This is a genomic window from Aureimonas sp. CAS (genome assembly GCF_059838215.1).
Window position 1 is genome coordinate 1,521,640 of sequence record NZ_CM187563.1, and the last position, 17,091, is coordinate 1,538,730.

Genomic DNA, 17,091 nt, shown 5'->3' on the forward strand with positions numbered 1-17,091 from the left:
GAGACGGGTTGGAGAGGCGGCCCGCGCATGGGGCCGCCTCCGGGTCGTCAGAAGGTCTTGCCCGAGAGCATCTGCACCTGTTCGGCGATCGGGCCGAGGGCGAGCGCGGGGAAGAACTGAAGCCCGCCGAGGATCAGGATGATGCCGGCGAGGAGACCGACGAAGAGCGGTCCGTGCGTCGGGAAGGTGCCCGCCGACGGCGCCAGCTTGGTCTTGGCGACGAGCGAGCCGGCGATCGCCATCATCGGCACGATGTAGGCGAAGCGGCCGAGCAGCATGGCGAGGCCGAGCGTCGTGTTCCACCAGGGCGAGTCGGCCGACAGGCCGCCGAAGGCCGAGCCGTTGTTCCCCGCCGCCGAGGCGTAGGCGTAGTAGATTTCGCTTAAGCCGTGCGGCCCGGCGTTTCCGAGCCCCGACAGCGCCGCCGGCAGAACGGCGGAGACGGACGAGAAGCCGAGGATCGCCGCGGGCAGGACGAGGATCGCGAGAATCGCCATCTTCATCTCCTTGGCCTCGATCTTCTTGCCGAGATATTCGGGCGTGCGCCCGACCATCAGCCCCGCGACGAAGACCGTGACGATGGCGATGACGAGCATGCCGTAGAGGCCGGCGCCGACGCCGCCCGGCAGCACTTCGCCGAGCATGATGAGCACCATCGGCACCATCCCGCCGATCGGCGTGAAGGAGCCGTGCATCGAATTGACCGCGCCGTCCGACAGGCCCGTGGTGACGGCCGCGAACAGGGCGGAGGCGGCGAGGCCGAAGCGGACTTCCTTGCCCTCCATGTTGCCGCCGGCGGGATCGATCCCCGCCGAGGCGAGGACGGGGGTGCCCGCCGCTTCCGCCCAATAGGCGACGCCGATGCCCGTTACGAGCAGGAGCCCCATCACCGAGAGGATCGCCACGGCCTGCCGCCGGTCGCCGATCAGGCGCCCGAAGGCGAAGACGAGCGCGACCGAGACCACCAGCATCTGCCAGACGGTCAGCGCGTTCGAGAGCGGCGAGGGGTTCTCGTAGGGGTGCGCCGCGTTGACGTTGAAGAAGCCGCCGCCATTCGTGCCGATCTGCTTGATGGCGATCTGCGAGGCGACCGGACCGAGCGCCAGCCTCTGCTCGCCGCCTTCCAGCGTCTGGACCGTGGCCGAGGCCTCGAGCGTCTGCGGCGTCCCCATCGCGACCTGCGCGAGACCCGTGACGACCGCGAGCGGCAGGAGGACGTAGAGGGTCGCCCGCGTGACGTCGGTGAAGAAGTTGCCGACGGTCTGCGCCCCGGAGCGCGCGAAAGCGCGCACGAGCGCCACGGCGAGCGCGATGCCGGTGGCGGCCGACAGAAAGTTCTGGACCGTCAGCCCGGCCATCTGGCTGAGATGGCTCATCGTCGTCTCGCCGCCATAGGCCTGCCAGTTCGTGTTGGTCACGAAGGAGACGGCCGTGTTGAAGGCGAGATCGGGTTCGAGACCCGCGAACCCTTGCGGGTTCAGCGGCAGCGCGCCCTGGAACCTCAGAAGCAGATAGAGAAGCAGGAAGCCGCCCGCGTTGAAGGCGAGCATGGCCAGCGTATAGCCGAGCCAGCCCTGCTCCTTGGCGGGATCGACGCCCGCGAGGCGGTGAAAACCCAGCTCGACGGGGCCGAGCACGGGCGAGAGGACGTGGCGCTCGCCCGAGAACACCTTCGAGAGGAAGGCGCCGAGCGGCACGGCGAACGCGACGACGGCCGCGAGGATGACGAGGATTTGCAGCCAGCCGACGACGGACATGGCACCTGCCTTTCGGTGGGAAAAGGGTTCAGAACCGCTCTGGGCGCACGAGGGCGAAGACCAGATAGCCGGCGAGGAGACACGCGACGGCGCCGCCGAGGACGAGGTCGAACATCGTCAGGCCCGCCCGGCCCAGCGCGCATAGGCGCCCATCAATGCGAAGAACCCCAGCCCCGTGGCCAGGTAGAGAAGATCGAACACGAGCGAGCCCTCCTTTCGGGATCGCCCGCCAAGTGGACCCGACCGGCATAAAGGCGCCATACGAATTTCGAGGCGGCCGGAGAGGCGTCGCGACCGCGTTTAGGCGCTGGCACCGCTCCCCGGACCGCGGACGCGCACGCCACCCGCTGCCGCGGACCGCGGCGTCATCTAGTCTTTCAGCGCACGCGCATGCCGTTGAAAAGCAGGTCCACCAGATGGTCGACGCGGGGTGCCGGTGCGCTGTCCTTCTCGACCGCGATGGAGATCGCGCTCACCACGCAGATCACGTCGTCGAAGCTGGCGTCTTCGCGCACGACGCCGGCCTCCTTCGCGCGTCGAAGAAGGCGATGCCCTTCCTCGGTGATGGCGTTGCAGCCGGGCGTTCCGTGCTGGATGACGGTGCCGAGCGAAGCGGCGAGGCTTTGGTAGACGCTCGTGTTCAGCGCAAGCTCTGCGAGGAAGCGGCGTAGCGCTTCCTCGGGCGCATGATCCACATCCCGCCCGCGGCTCGCGTCCGCGACCGACATGAAGCGCTCGTCGCTGGTGGCCGCAAGAAGCGCTTCCCGCGTCGGGAAACGGCGGTAGAGCGTGCCGGCCCCGACCTTGGCCCGCTTGGCCACCTCGTCGAGCGATACGCCCGCTCCCCGTTCGAGGAAGAGCTCCTCCGCCGCGACGAGGATGCGTCGGCGGTTCCGTTCCGCATCGGCGCGCAGCCCGTTTTCGCTCATGCTTCCTCCTCGGCTTGCAAAGTGGAGAATGTCTCCATATCGTAAGTGGAGAAGCAGTCCACTTGTTGGGATGATATGATGGCAAAGCGGTTCGAAGACAAGGTCGTGGTGGTCACAGGCGGAAGCGACGGGATCGGTTTGGCGTCCGCCCGGCGCTTCGCGCAGGAAGGCGCGCGCGTCTACATCACCGGACGGCGGCCGGATCTGCTCGACGAGGCGGTCGACCGGATCGGACACGGCGCCGTCGGCGTGCGGGGCGACGCCGCGAACCTTGCAGACCTCGCGTCGCTCTACGAGCGCGTCGGGCGTGACCACGACAGGGTCGACGTCGTCTTCGCGAACGCGGGCATTCACCAGCCCGTCCCGCTCAAGGCGATCGAGGAAGCGCATTTCGACGCGACGTTCGGCCTCAACGTGAAGGGCCTGCTCTTCACCGTGCAGAAGGCGCTGCCCCTGATGCCGCAAGGGGGCGCCATCGTCCTCAACGGCTCGATCGCGGGATCGAAGGCCTATCCCGGACAGTCGCTCTACAACGCCAGCAAGGCCGCGGTCCGCTCTTTCGCGCGAAGCTGGACCATCGAGCTGAAGGACCGCGGCATCCGCGTGAACGTCGTCTCGCCCGGGGCGACCGAGACCCGGCTGATGCGCGGATACTTCGACGCCGCTCCGGGGGCCGAGGAGGAGGTCGTCAGAGGCGTTCCGCTCGGGCGCCTGGGGCATCTAGAAGAGGTCGCGGCGGCCGTGCTGTACCTCGCGTCGAGCGAAAGCAGCTTCGTCGCGGGCCACGAGCTCTTCGTCGATGGCGGGGTCGCGGCGGTCTGACGGGCGGGCGCCGGACATCAGGACGCGGAGGGAGCGACGCTCGATGCGCTCCCCCATTTCAGGAAGGACATACGATGCTGATGAAGAGAACCATGGTTGCCGCGCTGCTGGCCCTGTCGGTCGCGGCACCTGCCTTTGCCTCGGGATCCACCGACGCCGGAGCGCCGAACGCGGTCGTCGCATCCGCCTCGGCACCGGCGAGCCACGTCGTGCTGGTGCATGGCGGCACGACGGATGGCTCGGGATGGAAGGATGTCTTCGAAATCCTGCGATCGAAGGGTCTGACGGTCACCATCGCTCAGTTGCCGCATACCAGCCTTCAGGACGACATCGCGGCGGTGAAGCTGGCCGCCTCCTCGTCGGACGGCCCGACCGTTCTGGTCGGCCACAGCTACGGCGGCGCCGTCATCACCGAGGCCGGAGTCGCGCCCAACGTGACGGCCCTGGTGTACGTCGCCGCCCTCCAACCCGACAGGGGCGAGAGCCTGGCCGAGATCAGCAGCCGCTTTCCGATGGGCATCGATTCGAGGATGCTCGACGACGAGAGGTTCGTTCCCAACCGATCGAGCTATCACGACATGATCGGCGCCGACCTTCCCGTCGACGTCACCGACTTCATGGCGGCGTCGGCCAAGCCGATGAGGGTGGACACGTTCCAGATGCGGTTCGAGAACGCCGCATGGCACGACAAGCCGTCGTTCGGCATCGTGACGACGGAGGACAAGGTTCTCTCCCCCGACTTCCTGCGCTGGATGTATGACCGCACCTCGACGAAGGTGAAGGAGATCAGGTCGAGCCACATGGTCTACATGTCGCATCCGCAGGAAACGGCCGACGTCATTCTCGAGGCCGTCAACGCCGGGATGTGACGGAGGTCACAGCCGACGAGCGCGCCGCCGGGACAGACGCCCGTCGGATCGCTTCCATCGGGACCGCTCTTCGTCCGCGCCACGAGCCTTTTGTTGCAGCTGACGGCTGCCGCAGGCCGAGAAGACCGACCCATGCCAACCGATCGGGGGCGGGGTCGCGATGCACCTGCCTCAGTCAGCCTGCCACCAGCGAAGCTGTCGTTCACGGGCTCGGAAGCTGAATAGGCGGATCGTCGTCGTCGGGTAGACCAAGGGAATGCGAGCCTCGAATGCCCGCTTCCGATTGCCTGCCGGAACAACGTGTACGTCTTATGCGGGTTACCGGAGGGACCGTTCGCCGGCCTCCGGTTCGCGAGGTTGGCCAAAGCAGGCGATGATCCATGCCATATCGATGACGCGGGCTCGCCGAACCTTGGAGAGGTGCCGCGCTTCGGCGGAAGAAAGATCCTTCTCGCGATCCTCATTTCCTTCCTATGACGATTGCGACGAAACCACCTGCCTCCGTCGCCCTGACTGCCGAAAGGCGGTTCCCGACGAGGGCGACCATAGGTTCGGCGGTGCCCGCCAAAGGCATCGAGCGAGAATGGAAAGCACGTCTCGCATCTACCAACCGGAAGCATCCGGCCATCGAAACCGGGCAGGTCCGCCTGGCCTTCGACGCCGGTAAGGCCGATCGGGAATGCTGAGGATACGAAATCGGGGTAGACAGCAAAGTAAGCTGCCCACCCCGTTCCATCTAAGTCCCTGTTACTTCCAGGTTAGGTCCGAACTCTGGCGCCCATGTCTCGCGCGTCACCGCATCTCGCTCGAGGCGGCAAAAACGCTATAAAGACATATTTTATGAGTTCTCGCGGATCCGTTCGACATCGCGATCCGCCGCGGCGCGATCGGCACCGACAGCGCACCCTTCCTGAAAGAGACGTGCGTTCCAGTGGCGAGTCCAGCGCTTCTCGCGCGCCGACCGGTCGAGACGATCCGCGATCTCGACGTGCACACGCTCCTTCATGCCGGATCCGTGCCCTATCTTTGGCCGGACTGGCTCAAGCTGGCGGGCGATGTCGATCTGCGGGGCGTGAAGCAATTGCGATTCGAGCCGCTGTATCACTCGCTCCAGGCGGCGATCGACGGTGTGGGGATCGCCATGGGGCCGAGCGCGCTGGTCGAGGCGGATGTCGGCGCGGGACGTCTGGTCCAGCTCTTTCCCGAGCGTCCGCTCGCGATGGCGCCGTTCCATGTTCTCGCCGTGTCCGGTCGCGATACGGGGCGACGGCGGCAGGCGTTCCGGACCTGGATCGAAGGCGAGGCCACGGCGGTACAGCTCTCGGAGCGCCGGACCTAAGTAGAGACAGGGGCGGAACCAAGCAAAGCTGCGTTAGTCGACCGAGCGCTTAGGTGCGAACCGGTCTCGCGTCGCCTCCGAGCACCAAGCGCAGGCCCAGCGCGACCAAAACGATGCCGGTGAGTCGAACATCCCGAAGCTCCGTTTTCGCGTTGCGGCGACCTATCGCGCGACCATATGCCCATAGCGGTCCGCGACCAATGAGAATCGCCGATGGGTGGGCGCCGTCATTCTGCGACCTCGAACACGATAGAGGTCGATCCCGAACACGATCGAGGGCAAGGACGAAGCTCCGTCCGCCTGGCCCGATCCGACCACCCATGATCTTCGTTCCGCTCCCCTTCGTCCTTGCGCTCTTCCTCCTCACCGTTCTCGCCCAGGCTCTCCGACGCGACGGGGAGGGGGTTAGGACCAACCCGCTCTTCGTCGCGCTGATCGCGGTCTCCGCCTTGCAGTCCATCCTCGTCGGTCTGCGCTGGGGTTACGACTGGCGCGGCATCGTGCCTCTGATGGCGAGCGTGGCGACGTTGATCCCGCCACTCGGGTGGCTGAGCTTTCGAAGCCTGACGAGAGAAGAGCCGACGACGGTCGCGACCCTCTGGCCGCATCTGCTGCCGGCAACGGCGGTCGTCGTCTTGACGAACCTGTGGCCCGATCCGGTCGGCGCCGTCATCATCGCCGTCTTCGCGACCTATGGGGTCGCACTCCTATGGACGGCCCGGAGCGGCCCCGACGCGCTCATCGCCTCCCGCCTCGACGGGGCCGTGCGCTCTCACCGCGCCATGCAGATCACCGGCATCGCGCTGCTCGCCTCAGCCGTGACCGACATCCTGATCGGTCTCGATGTCGCTTGGGGAGGCGGTGAGCACGCCGGGCTCGTGGTTGCCGTCGGCAACGTCCTCGCTCTTTTCGTTCTCGGCGCGGCGGCCTCCGTCGCCGGTAGCGGTGTCGCATCGAGAACTGATGCGGACCGGGAAGAAGACCCCGCTTCGACGAACGTCGCCACGGACGACGATCTCGCCACCGCCACGCTCGTCGAGGATCTGATGCGGGAGCGTGAGCTCTACCGGGACATCGACCTGAACCTCGACAGGATCGCCCACAAGCTCGGTCGCCCGGCTCGCGAGGTGTCCACGGCGATCAACCGGACGCATGGCATGAGCGTCTCGCAATACGTCAACGGCCACCGCGTCGAACGGGTCTGCCGACTTCTGCGCGAGACGACAGAGCCGATCACCCGGATCATGCTGGAGGCCGGATTCGGCACGAAGTCGAACTTCAACCGCGAGTTCCAGAGGGTGACCGGGACGACGCCGAGCGCCTACCGGCGTGCCTCCAATGGACCGTCCGTTACTTCTTCGGACGGCAGCTTCGACGTCTGATCGGGTCGGAATACGGGGTGGTCCTCGATCGCGATCTGGGACGTCCGACAACGCGTTCGAAGGCGCGCCGCCTCGCTCGACCCTTCATCGATCCAACCGAGGCCCATCGGCAGGCGAACGGGCCGTGCGGTGATCATGCCGGTTCGGAGGAAAATGATGAAGGTCGGAAAGTTGGTCCGGTGTCTTGCGCAGGCTCTGGGGTTCTTCGGTTCGGGTCTCACCTTCGCGGTCCCCGCATCCGCGGAGATCGGCGTTGCTCGAATCGAGGTCCCGTCATCGCCCAAGGAGCGGCCCTTTGCGATCACCGTGTGGTACCCGGCCGCTTCCAAGGGCGAGACAGTGGTGCTGGGCGAGAGCCCGTTCTTCGTGGGCACGTCTGCCGAACTCGATGCGCCGATCGCGGACGGCCGGTTTCCGCTCGTCCTTCTATCGCACGGTGCCGGTCTCGCCGGGCAGGCTGAGGCGATGAGCTGGATGGCTGCTCCCCTGGTTGAGCGCGGCTTCGTCGTCGCGGCCCCGACCCATCCGGGCAGCGGCGGCCCGAACCGATCGGCCGCCGAGACCATGAAGCTCTGGCTTCGCGCGTCCGACATGTCCCGCACGCTCGACGCCGTGGCGGTGGACCGTCGCTTTGTACCCCATCTGCGCCCGGAGGCCGTCGGCGTTCTCGGACTTTCAATGGGCGGCGGCACGGCGCTGGCGGTGGCCGGCGCCCGCTTCGATCCAGAGCGCCTGGCGACCTATTGCGACGTGCCGGCCCGCAATCCCTCCCTTTGCGGGTGGATGCGCCAGAGCGGCGTCGATCTCCACGCCCTGAACATGGAGGGCGCCGATAGGAATCGCCGCGACGAACGCATCCGCTTCGCCATGGCGATCGATCCGGCGCCGGTCGATGTCTTCGACCCCGCCTCGCTTCCGACGATCGGCACTCCGGTCGAACTCGTAAACCTCGGCCGGCTGGACGCGATCCCGGCGACCGCCGACGCATCGACGATCGCCGCCGCCATTCCGGGCGCCGGCTATTCGGTCATCGAGGACGCGAGCCACTTCAGCATGTTCGGGGTCTGCAAGACCGGTGCCGAGCAAGCTGCGTTGCAGGCGGAGATCGAGGATCCGATCTGCTCCGACGGCACGGGCACTTCTCGCTCGGCGATCCACGCCGTCCTCGTCGACACGGTCGAAGCAGCGTTCCGCGACGGGTTGGGTCTCACCGCTCGATAGGCAACGTCGGCACCCTCACTGCGCAACGCTATCGGGATTTCCGTCCAGCGATACAGTCGTAAGCGGAATTCGATGCTCGAATGGGCCCCACCGTCCCAGGAGGTCGGAACGGGTGGGAAGGCGACGGTCGGCTTCCGAACGAGGTTGGTAATAAGCTGCCATTCGCGACCGCAACTAGTTTTCACAAATCCGATCGTTGAGCGGGAATGGCGCAGCCTCCCCAGAACCAGTCTGCCGCTGGCTTCGGGATGGCCTCTTTACCTCTTGTCCAACAATCAGCCCGAGCTTACCAAGGCGTCTCGCCGCTCGCCTCCACGAAGCGGCCGGATACGGCGTCGTCCCCGAGCAGCGCGTATTCGACCGGCAGCTTGGCGCCTTCCTCGGCCGTCATGAAACCGTTGTGCCCGGTCAGGTCAGTCTTCACATAGCCGGGGCTGACCGAGTTGATGACGTGCGGCGTATCGCGCAGTTCCTCGGCAAGCTGCACGGTCAGCATGTTCAGCGCGGCCTTGGAGGCGTTGTAACCGATCAGCCGGGCCGAATAGTAGGGCGACGCCGGATCGCCGTTGAGCGCGAGCGAGCCGAGCGATGAGGACAAGTTCACGATGCGGGCAGCCGACGACAGGCGCAGCAGCGGCAACATCGCCTGCGTGACCGCCAGCGTGCCGACGAAGTTGGCGTCCATGATGCGCCGAGCTGCCTCCGGTGCGCCCGTTGTCGGCGGGCCATCCTCGGCATCGACGATGCCGGCGTTGTTGACGAGAATATCGAGCCGGCCATGCTCGGCGCGGATCGTCTCGGCCGCCGCAGCGATGCTCGGCAGATTGTTGAGGTCGAGGGTGACGGATCGGACCGACAGGCCGGCGTCCGACAACCCGGCCACTGCCGCGCCGGCACGATCGGGGTCGCGAGCGCCGATGATGACGGCGACGCCAGCCTGAGCGAGTTGGCGGGCAATCTCCAGTCCGATGCCCTTGTTCGCGCCGGTGACAAGCGCGATGCGGTTGAGGTCGGTCATGTTGGTGTCCTTGGAGGTTCGTTCTGGTGGCACTCCAAGATATGAAGGATGGTTCGGTTTGAGGATTCGCTTATGGCTTCGGCGCGGCCGCTCCACCTAAACCCCCGGAAATCGCCGCGTCAGGCACGGGCGACGGCGACGCTGGACGCCATGTTCGAGGCGACCATTCAGGTTCTGGTGAGCGCTGGACCGCACCGGCTGACGACCACGCGGGTCGCGCAGCGCGCGGGCGTCTCGGTTGGCACCATCTATCAGTATTTCCCGCACAAGCAGGCGCTGTTCTATGCGCTCAACGAACGCTACCTCGACACGCTGGCGGCAAGGATAGAGGCGGCGTGCCTCGCGCAGCACGGCGCGGCCATCGCGCAGATGGTCGACGCTTTGGTGACCACCTACTGGCACGTCAAGACAGAGCGGCCGGAAGTAACGCGCGCGCTTTATCGCTCCGTCGTGGAGATCGACAACGAGGTGCTGATCGCAGCCTTCGCCTCCCGCGTCGATGCCGCGACCGCCGCGATGCTGCGAACCGCATCCGACGCCACCTTTGCCGATCTGCCGACCGTCAACCTGACGCTGCTCTCCACAGTGTTCGGCACGGTCCGCAACGTGTTCGAGCGCAATCTGCCTCTGCACGAAGAACAGGCCGTTCGTGGGCAACTCGTCCTGATGTGCAACGCCTACCTGGAGGCGGCACGATCGCCTGCTTGAAGCGCTGGCATCGGCAAAGCCGCGTTCCCGAGAAGAGACTTTCTCCGAACGTTCGAATGGCCGCTTCCGAGTGAACGCTTGAAGCCTCCAAAGCCATTGAAGGATCGTTAGATGCCGGGCGGTCCGCCAAGAGGTCCTTTCACGGAAACTCTCGCCACTCACCGGGCGTCGTCCCGGTCGCCGCTTTGAAGTTCTTCGTAAAGTGGCTCTGCGAGGCGTAGCCGCAGGCGAGCGCGATCTCGGCGAGCCGCAATCCGCCCGATCTCAGCAGCCGCTTGGCACGCTCGATCCGGCGTGCGGCGAGGTAGCGGTGGGGCGGCAGGCCGAAGCTGATTCGGAACATCTTGGCGAAGTGGAAGGTGCTGAGCCGCGCCTCCTCCGCCAGCCGGTCGAGCGTCAGCGGTTCGTCGAGATGCGCTTCGATCAGGTCGGCGATCCGGCGCTGCGTCGCAGGCGACAGGCCGCCTCGAACGGCGGCGTTCGGGCCGACATACTGGCGCAGGAGCCGGTGGAGAAGGAGATGGCAGGCCGCGTCGAGCGCCGACCGCTCGCCGGGCTCCGTCCAGTCGAGCGGCATGACGGCGCCGCGCACGATCGCGGCCATCGCCGGATCGTCGGTGAAGGTCGTGTCGCAGAGGTCGACGCGCCGCGGGTCGATGTCGAAGGCCGTCAACGCGCGATAGGCGAGCGTCTCGGGCTCGATGTAGAGGTGGAAGAGGCGCAAGGGGCCGCCGATCCGCCAGCGGCTCTCGTGCCCGGCGGGCAGGAGGCAGAGCTTGTCCGGCGCGCCGCCCGACAGGCGAAGGTCCTCGCGCACCACGCGTTCGCCGCCCGCGAGATAGAGGCTCAGCGTGTGATGACCGGGGCGGTCGTAGCGGGTCCGCGTGTCGCGGTTGCTCCATTCCGCCAGAGAAAGGCCGCGCCCGATCGTCGCTGCCCGTTGGAGCTCCGCCCCGGAGCAGGCGAGGGCGACGGCGACGCTGGGAGAAGGCTGTTCCATCGGGGACCATCGGGAGGGCGGGCGATCATCCATGCCCGGCGCCCCGAGCCGGCGCAACGCCTTGCCGACAAAAACCCAAGATCGTGCAATGGCGCCGCCGGATCGTGGAAGCGCGGACCCGCGAAACCGTGCTTCCTGCCGATGCCCGAACGCCCGCAGGACAAGAACCTTGACCGCCTTCCTCTATGTGCTGACCGTCCTCATTTGGGGCACGACCTGGATCGCCATCGCGAACCAGCTCGGTTCCGTCCCGGTCGAAGCCTCGATCGCCTACCGCTTCGCGCTGGCCGGGCTGGTGCTGTTCGTCGCGCTCGCCGCGACACGGCGCCTCCAGCCGATCCCGCTGCGCCAGCAGCCCTTCGTCCTCCTCCAGGGCGTCTTCCTGTTCTCGTGCAACTTCCTGTGCTTCTACACGGCGACGGGGTTCGTCCCGAGCGGGCTGGTCTCCGTGGTGTTCTCGGCGGCCACGATCTTCAACATGGGCAACGCCTTCGTCCTCCATCGCAGGAAACCGGAGCCCCGCGTGCTCGGCGGCGCGATGCTCGGCGTCGCGGGGATCGGCTGCCTGTTCTTCGAGACGGTGACGGGCACCGCGTTCAGCACGCAGACGGCCTACGGGCTCGGTCTCGCACTTCTCGGCACATGGTTCTTCTCGGCCGGCAACCTCGTCTCGGCCCGCAACCAGCGCCAAGGGCTGGAGGTCGCCTCGGTGAACGCCTGGGCGATGCTCTACGGCGCCGGCATCATCTCGCTCGCGGCGCTGGCGCAGGGCGTGCCGTTCCGTTTCGATCCCTCACCCCTTTATGTCGGCTCGCTCCTTTACCTCGCGATCCCCGGATCGGTGATCGGCTTCACGGCCTATCTGACCGTCGTCCATCGCCTCGGCCCCGAACGGGCGGCCTACATGACCGTCCTCTTCCCCGTCGTGGCGCTGACGATCTCGATCTTCGCCGAAGGCTACCGCGTCACGCCGCTGGCCGGCGTCGGGCTCGTGTCGATCCTCGTCGGCAACCTCCTCGTCTTCGCCCGCTGGCGCCGCCGCCCGACGGGGCAGGTTCCCGCAGCGAAGGTGTAGGGTAGGCGAGCAGGACGTTCAGGTTCGGAAGACCGTCTTCGAGCCGTCAGGACCGGCTGTGCGCTCCGGCGTCGTCAAAGCATCGAGCAGCAGGTCCGCAAAGGCATCGACGGCGGCGGATGCCGTTCGCGCGCGATGGAGAATGAGATCGACCAATCCCGGATCGGGGAGGCCAATCTCCGACCGTCCCATCTCGCGAAGGTTTGGCGGGATCGCGTCGGCGGTCCGCAGCGTGATGCCGAGCCCGGCGCGCACCGCCGCCCAGACGCCGAGGAGGCTCGACGTCGCGAAGGCGGGGCGCCAGGGAAGGCCTGCCGCATCGAGCGCTTCGGTCGCACGGCGCTGGAAGGCACAGGGCGCATCGAAGGCGACGAGCGGGATCGTCTCTCCCGCGACGAGGCGATGGTCGGACGCCGTCGGGCATGGCCGCACGATATCACGGTCCGATCTGCGATCGCCTGCGGCTTCTTGCGTCAGCCAGAGCTCCGAGGCCCGCTTGGGCCTCGGAGAAACTTCGGCAAACCTACCGTGCCGCGATGGCGTCTTCAAAGTGCCCTGAGGCAAACCACCGTGCCTCGGACATTCTCGTCAAATATCCCCGGCGGTCAGCTGCAGCCGCTGGTCGAGCCGCAGGTGTCGCACTTCAGACAGGTGCCGTTGCGCACCATGGTGAAGTTCGAGCATTCCGAGCAGGAGTCGCCGGTATAGCCCTTCATCATCGCCTCGGCCCGGCGTTCCGCCGCCACCGCCCGGGCGCTCGGCTCGGACGCCTCGCGGCGTTCGCGCTCCGACGCCGGGAAGGCGAGGGGGCTGTCGAAGAGGCCCTGCGCCGGCGAGACGTCGGCCGTCGGCGCGGGTTCGGAGACGGGTGCGTTCTCGTACTCCCGCTTGAAGGCCGTCGCGGTGCCCGTCGCCAGCGCCAGGGCGCCTCGCGAGGAGGCGAGCGCGATGGTCGACCCGCCGCTCGCCTCGGCGCGCGCGCCGGACGGAGCCTGCGCCGAGGCCGTCACCGGCGGCTTGACCGAGGAGGCCGCCTTTCCGCCCGTCGGGGTGGCCTGGCCGCCCGCCGAGCCCTGCGGCTCGGCGGAGGAGACGAGGCGGAACTTCTGCGTCTGGCCGCGCACCATGCCGCTCGAGATCGGCAGCGGCGCGGGCTTGTCGCCCTCCACGCCCCGTCCGACCGTGGAGGCGGTGATGTCCTCGGGCTGGACGTGGGCGAGGTCGTGGCGGTCGAGATAGGAAACCGCCAGCTCGCGGAACACGTAGTCGAGGATCGAGGTCGCGCTCTTGATCGCCTCGTTGCCCTGCACCATGCCGGCCGGCTCGAAGCGCGTGAAGGTGAAGGCCTCCACATACTCGTCGAGCGGCACGCCGAACTGCAGGCCCAGCGAGATGGCGATCGCGAAATTGTTCATCATCGCGCGGAAGGCGGCGCCCTCCTTGTGCATGTCGATGAAGATCTCGCCGAGACGCCCGTCGTCGAACTCGCCGGTGCGCAGATAGACCTTGTGCCCGCCGACGATGGCCTTCTGCGTGTAGCCCTTGCGCCGGTTCGGCAGCTTCTCGCGGTCGCGCACCACCTTCTCGACCGTGCGCTCCACGATGCGCTCGACGATCCGCTCGGCGACCTCCGCCGCGCGGGCCGGTGCCGGAGCCGCGATCAGCGCCTCGGTCGCCTCCGCGACCAGATCCTCGTCCTCGTCGCCGTCGTCCACCAGGGAGGCGTTCAGCGGCTGGGAGAGCTTGGAGCCGTCGCGGTAGAGCGCGTTCGCCTTCAGCGCGAGCTTCCAGGACAGCATGTAGGCCGCGTTGCAATCCTCGACGGTCGCCTCGTTCGGCATGTTGATCGTCTTGGAGATGGCGCCCGAGATGAAGGGCTGGGACGCCGCCATCATGCGGATATGGCTCTCCACCGAAAGCGAGCGCTTGCCGATCCGCCCGCAGGGCGTGGCGCAGTCGAAGACCGGAAGATGCTCGTCTTTCAGGAAGGGCGCGCCCTCCAGCGTCATCGCACCGCAGACATGGACGTTCGCGGCCTCGATGTCGGCCTTGGAGAAGCCCAGGAAGGGCAGGAGCTCGAAGGAGAAGTCGTTGAGCTGCTCGTCGGTCAGGCCGAGCGTCTCCTTGGCGAAGGCTTCTCCGAGCGTCCACTTGTTGAAGGCGAACTTGATGTCGAAGGCGCTCTTGAGCGCCCCGTTCAGGGCCTCGATCTGCTCATCGCCGAAGCCCTTGGCGCGCAGGGATCCGGGGTTGATGGCCGGCGCCTGGTTCAGATTGCCGTGGCCGACCGCATAGGCCTCCATCTCGGCGATCTGGCTCTCCGAATAGCCGAGCGTGCGCAGCGCCTCCGGAACGGCCCGGTTGATGATCTTGAAGTAGCCGCCGCCGGCGAGCTTCTTGAACTTCACCAGCGCGAAGTCCGGCTCGATGCCGGTCGTGTCGCAGTCCATCACGAGACCGATCGTGCCGGTCGGCGCGATGACGGAGACCTGGGCGTTGCGGTAGCCGTTCTTCTGGCCGAGCTCGACCGCCTCCTGCCAGACCGCCTTGGCGCGGGCCGAGAGGCGCTTGTCCTTCAGGTTCGCATGGTCGAGCGGCACCGGATCGACCGAGAGCTGCTCGTAGCCGTTGGCGATGCCCTGCGCGGCGCGGGCATGGTTGCGCATGACGCGGGCCATGCCCTCGGCGTTGCGCTCGTAGTCGGGGAAGGCGCCGAGGATGCCCGCCATCTCGGCCGAGGTCCGGTAGGACTGGCCGGTCATGATGGCCGAGATCGCACCGCAGATCGCGCGCCCTTCCGCCGAGGAATAGGGGATGCCCGCGGTCATCAGCAGGCCGCCGATATTGGCGAAGCCGAGCCCCAGGGTGCGGTAGTCGTAGGAACGCTGGGCGATCTCCTTCGACGGGAACTGCGCCATCAGGACCGAGATCTCGAGGACGATCGTCCAGAGACGCGTGGCGTGCTCGAAGCTCTCGATGTCGAAGCGCGCCTTCTCGTCGCGGAACTGCAGAAGGTTCAGCGACGCGAGATTGCAGGCCGTGTCGTCGAGGAACATGTACTCCGAGCAGGGGTTCGAGGCGTTGATCGCCCCGGCCGCCGCGCAGGTGTGCCAGTCGTTGATCGTCGTGTGGAACTGGATGCCGGGGTCGGCGGAGGCCCAGGCGGCGTAGCCGATCTGGTCCCACAGCTCGCGCGCCTTGACCGTCTTCGTCACCTTGCCGGTGATGCGGGCGATCAGGTCATGCGTGCCGTCCTCCTCGACCGCCCGGAGGAAGTCGTCGGTGACGCGGACCGAATTGTTGGAGTTCTGGCCGGCCACCGTCAGGTAGGCCTCCGAGTCCCAGTCGGTGTTGTAGACCGGAAAGTCGATGTCGGTGTAGCCCTGCCGCGCGAACTGGATGACGCGCTTGACGTAGTTCTCCGGCACCTGCGCCTTCTTAGCGTCCTTCACCGCGCGCTTCAGCGCCGGGTTCAGGTTCGGATCGAAGCAGTCCTCGCCCGAGCCCTCGCAGTTCACGCAGGCCGACAGGATGCTCTTCAGGTGCTTGGAGACGGTCTTGGAGCCGGTCACGAGCGCGGCGACCTTCTCCTCCTCCCGCACCTTCCACATCACGTAGTTCTCGATGTCGGGATGGTCGATGTCCACCACCACCATCTTGGCCGCGCGCCGCGTCGTGCCGCCCGACTTGATGGCGCCCGCCGCGCGGTCGCCGATTTTGAGGAAGCTCATCAGGCCGGAGGACTTGCCGCCGCCCGACAGCTTCTCGCCCTCGCCGCGGAGCGCGGAGAAGTTGGAGCCCGTGCCCGAGCCGTATTTGAACAGGCGCGCCTCGCGCACCCACAGATCCATGATGCCGCCCTCGTTGACGAGGTCGTCGGCCACGGACTGGATGAAGCAGGCGTGCGGCTGCGGGTGCTCGTAGGAGGAGGTCGAGCGGGTCAGCTCGCCCGTGCGGTAGTCGACGTAGAAATGGCCCTGGCCGGGGCCGTCGATGCCGTAGGCCCAGTGCAGGCCCGTGTTGAACCATTGCGGCGAGTTCGGCGCGACGCGCTGCGTCGCCAGCATGAAGGCGAGCTCGTCGCGGAAGGCCGCGGCGTCCTCCTCGGACGCGAAGTAGCCGCCCTTCCAGCCCCAGTACGTCCAGGTGCCGGCGAGCCGGTCGAAGACCTGCCGCGCGTCGGTCTCCGAACCGTAGCGCTCGCCTTCGGGGAGGGCCTCCAGCGCCGCCTCGTCGGCGACCGACCGCCACAGGAAGGAGGGAACGTCGTTCTCCTCGATACGCTTCAGGCGCGCCGGCACGCCGGCCTTGCGGAAATATTTCTGGGCGAGGATGTCGGCCGCGACCTGGCTGAACTGGGCCGGGACGTCGATGTCGGCGAGCCGGAAGACGACGGAGCCGTCCGGGTTGCGGATCTCGCTGGTCGCCTTGCGGAACTCGACGCCGCCATAGGCACCGCCTTCGGCGGTCGTGTTGCGGCGCTCGATCTTCATGCCCATCGTCCAGTCCCTTCCTCGGATGGCGGAGTGCCGGCACTTCATGCCGAAAACGGAAGATCCCCCGACCGGTCCGCTGCACTATCACGCTTCGTTGTCATCATCTGGGGCGGCTTGGCGCCACTGACACTAGATATAGTGCCAAAATATCCCTGATGGAGTCTTAAAGACTCGTGGATCGTCCCATCCGGCCTCTTGCATTCAGCCTCGCGCAAGAACGAATCGAGCCGGCCCTTCGACGTCCGCGTCACGATACGCCTGCCGTGCAGGGCACTCCACGTGAAGGAGCCGTGAACGGCCCGGCCGGGCGGATAAAAGGACGGCCTGTGAACGGGCCGGCGTGAACTATGGGGATAACGGGGTAATCGGCGGGTGAGGCTTGCGGGCCACGCGGAGCCGGATCGCGGCTTTGAGCGAGGGCGCGACGGAGCAAACGGCGCTCGAGCACCCGCCGCGGTTCCTTCGCACTTGGGAA

General features: G+C 67.0%; 14 protein-coding genes. 7 read left to right on the forward strand and 7 right to left on the reverse strand.

Translation table 11 applies throughout. From position 1 onward, the window contains the following. Positions 1-47: 47 nt before the first annotated feature. The 3 genes from kdpA to AC6R2M_RS07435 form a co-directional block, all read right to left on the reverse strand. Positions 48-1,757 carry a potassium-transporting ATPase subunit KdpA gene (gene kdpA / locus AC6R2M_RS07425; protein WP_500486981.1) on the reverse strand — a complete coding sequence of 570 codons (1,710 nt, stop codon included), beginning with the start codon at positions 1,755-1,757 and terminating at the stop codon, positions 48-50. 28 nt (positions 1,758-1,785) lie between these two features. Then, positions 1,786-2,007, reverse strand: a complete 222-nt coding sequence (gene kdpF, locus AC6R2M_RS07430; protein ID WP_500486983.1) for a K(+)-transporting ATPase subunit F — start codon at positions 2,005-2,007, stop codon at positions 1,786-1,788. Positions 2,008-2,134: 127 nt separating this feature from the next. Then, positions 2,135-2,686 (reverse strand): TetR/AcrR family transcriptional regulator, encoded by a 552-nt coding sequence (locus AC6R2M_RS07435; protein ID WP_500486985.1) that lies wholly within the window; start codon positions 2,684-2,686, stop codon positions 2,135-2,137. A gap of 78 nt (positions 2,687-2,764) precedes the next feature. On the opposite strand from AC6R2M_RS07435, the gene AC6R2M_RS07440 reads away from it, so the two are divergent. The 5 genes from AC6R2M_RS07440 (at position 2,765) to AC6R2M_RS07460 (ending at position 8,319) form a co-directional block, all read left to right on the forward strand. Then, a complete protein-coding gene (locus tag AC6R2M_RS07440; RefSeq protein WP_500487526.1) occupies positions 2,765-3,508 on the forward strand; it encodes an SDR family NAD(P)-dependent oxidoreductase in 744 nt (247 codons plus the stop codon). A 74-nt stretch (positions 3,509-3,582) separates the two neighbouring features. Then, positions 3,583-4,377 carry an alpha/beta hydrolase gene (locus AC6R2M_RS07445; RefSeq protein ID WP_500486987.1) on the forward strand — a complete coding sequence of 265 codons (795 nt, stop codon included), beginning with the start codon at positions 3,583-3,585 and terminating at the stop codon, positions 4,375-4,377. Positions 4,378-5,248: 871 nt separating this feature from the next. Further along, positions 5,249-5,716 (forward strand): LysR substrate-binding domain-containing protein, encoded by a 468-nt coding sequence (locus AC6R2M_RS07450; RefSeq protein ID WP_500487528.1) that lies wholly within the window; start codon positions 5,249-5,251, stop codon positions 5,714-5,716. A 320-nt stretch (positions 5,717-6,036) separates the two neighbouring features. Then, positions 6,037-7,098, forward strand: a complete 1,062-nt coding sequence (locus tag AC6R2M_RS07455; protein ID WP_500486989.1) for a helix-turn-helix domain-containing protein — start codon at positions 6,037-6,039, stop codon at positions 7,096-7,098. Between the two features lie 171 nt (positions 7,099-7,269). Beyond that, a complete protein-coding gene (locus tag AC6R2M_RS07460; RefSeq protein WP_500486991.1) occupies positions 7,270-8,319 on the forward strand; it encodes an alpha/beta hydrolase family protein in 1,050 nt (349 codons plus the stop codon). Between the two features lie 286 nt (positions 8,320-8,605). Here the strand turns inward: AC6R2M_RS07460 and AC6R2M_RS07465 are convergent, their stop codons facing one another. Then, positions 8,606-9,337, reverse strand: a complete 732-nt coding sequence (locus AC6R2M_RS07465; protein WP_500486993.1) for an SDR family oxidoreductase — start codon at positions 9,335-9,337, stop codon at positions 8,606-8,608. Between the two features lie 150 nt (positions 9,338-9,487). On the opposite strand from AC6R2M_RS07465, the gene AC6R2M_RS07470 reads away from it, so the two are divergent. Next, positions 9,488-10,045 (forward strand): TetR/AcrR family transcriptional regulator, encoded by a 558-nt coding sequence (locus tag AC6R2M_RS07470; RefSeq protein ID WP_500486995.1) that lies wholly within the window; start codon positions 9,488-9,490, stop codon positions 10,043-10,045. Positions 10,046-10,184: 139 nt separating this feature from the next. Here the strand turns inward: AC6R2M_RS07470 and AC6R2M_RS07475 are convergent, their stop codons facing one another. Continuing rightward, positions 10,185-11,045 (reverse strand): helix-turn-helix domain-containing protein, encoded by an 861-nt coding sequence (locus AC6R2M_RS07475; RefSeq protein ID WP_500486997.1) that lies wholly within the window; start codon positions 11,043-11,045, stop codon positions 10,185-10,187. A 169-nt stretch (positions 11,046-11,214) separates the two neighbouring features. On the opposite strand from AC6R2M_RS07475, the gene AC6R2M_RS07480 reads away from it, so the two are divergent. Continuing rightward, positions 11,215-12,120 (forward strand): DMT family transporter, encoded by a 906-nt coding sequence (locus AC6R2M_RS07480; RefSeq protein ID WP_500486999.1) that lies wholly within the window; start codon positions 11,215-11,217, stop codon positions 12,118-12,120. An 18-nt stretch (positions 12,121-12,138) separates the two neighbouring features. Here the strand turns inward: AC6R2M_RS07480 and AC6R2M_RS07485 are convergent, their stop codons facing one another. Next, positions 12,139-12,669, reverse strand: coding sequence for a LysR substrate-binding domain-containing protein (locus tag AC6R2M_RS07485; RefSeq protein WP_500487001.1), 531 nt, complete (start codon positions 12,667-12,669; stop codon positions 12,139-12,141). Positions 12,670-12,725: 56 nt separating this feature from the next. Further along, positions 12,726-16,613, reverse strand: a complete 3,888-nt coding sequence (locus tag AC6R2M_RS07490; RefSeq protein ID WP_500487530.1) for a vitamin B12-dependent ribonucleotide reductase — start codon at positions 16,611-16,613, stop codon at positions 12,726-12,728. Positions 16,614-17,091 lie beyond the last annotated feature (478 nt).

Bases quoted from the DNA above. Each gene is read 5' to 3' on its own strand.
- kdpA (WP_500486981.1), bottom strand. From the start codon at position 1,757: ATGTCCGTCGTCGGCTGGCTGCAAATCCTCGTCATCCTCGCGGCCGTC.
- kdpF (WP_500486983.1), bottom strand. From the start codon at position 2,007: ATGCCGGTCGGGTCCACTTGGCGGGCGATCCCGAAAGGAGGGCTCGCT.
- AC6R2M_RS07435 (WP_500486985.1), bottom strand. From the start codon at position 2,686: ATGAGCGAAAACGGGCTGCGCGCCGATGCGGAACGGAACCGCCGACGC.
- AC6R2M_RS07440 (WP_500487526.1), top strand. From the start codon at position 2,765: ATGGCAAAGCGGTTCGAAGACAAGGTCGTGGTGGTCACAGGCGGAAGC.
- AC6R2M_RS07445 (WP_500486987.1), top strand. From the start codon at position 3,583: ATGCTGATGAAGAGAACCATGGTTGCCGCGCTGCTGGCCCTGTCGGTC.
- AC6R2M_RS07455 (WP_500486989.1), top strand. From the start codon at position 6,037: ATGATCTTCGTTCCGCTCCCCTTCGTCCTTGCGCTCTTCCTCCTCACC.
- AC6R2M_RS07465 (WP_500486993.1), bottom strand. From the start codon at position 9,337: ATGACCGACCTCAACCGCATCGCGCTTGTCACCGGCGCGAACAAGGGC.
- AC6R2M_RS07470 (WP_500486995.1), top strand. From the start codon at position 9,488: ATGTTCGAGGCGACCATTCAGGTTCTGGTGAGCGCTGGACCGCACCGG.
- AC6R2M_RS07475 (WP_500486997.1), bottom strand. From the start codon at position 11,045: ATGGAACAGCCTTCTCCCAGCGTCGCCGTCGCCCTCGCCTGCTCCGGG.
- AC6R2M_RS07490 (WP_500487530.1), bottom strand. From the start codon at position 16,613: ATGAAGATCGAGCGCCGCAACACGACCGCCGAAGGCGGTGCCTATGGC.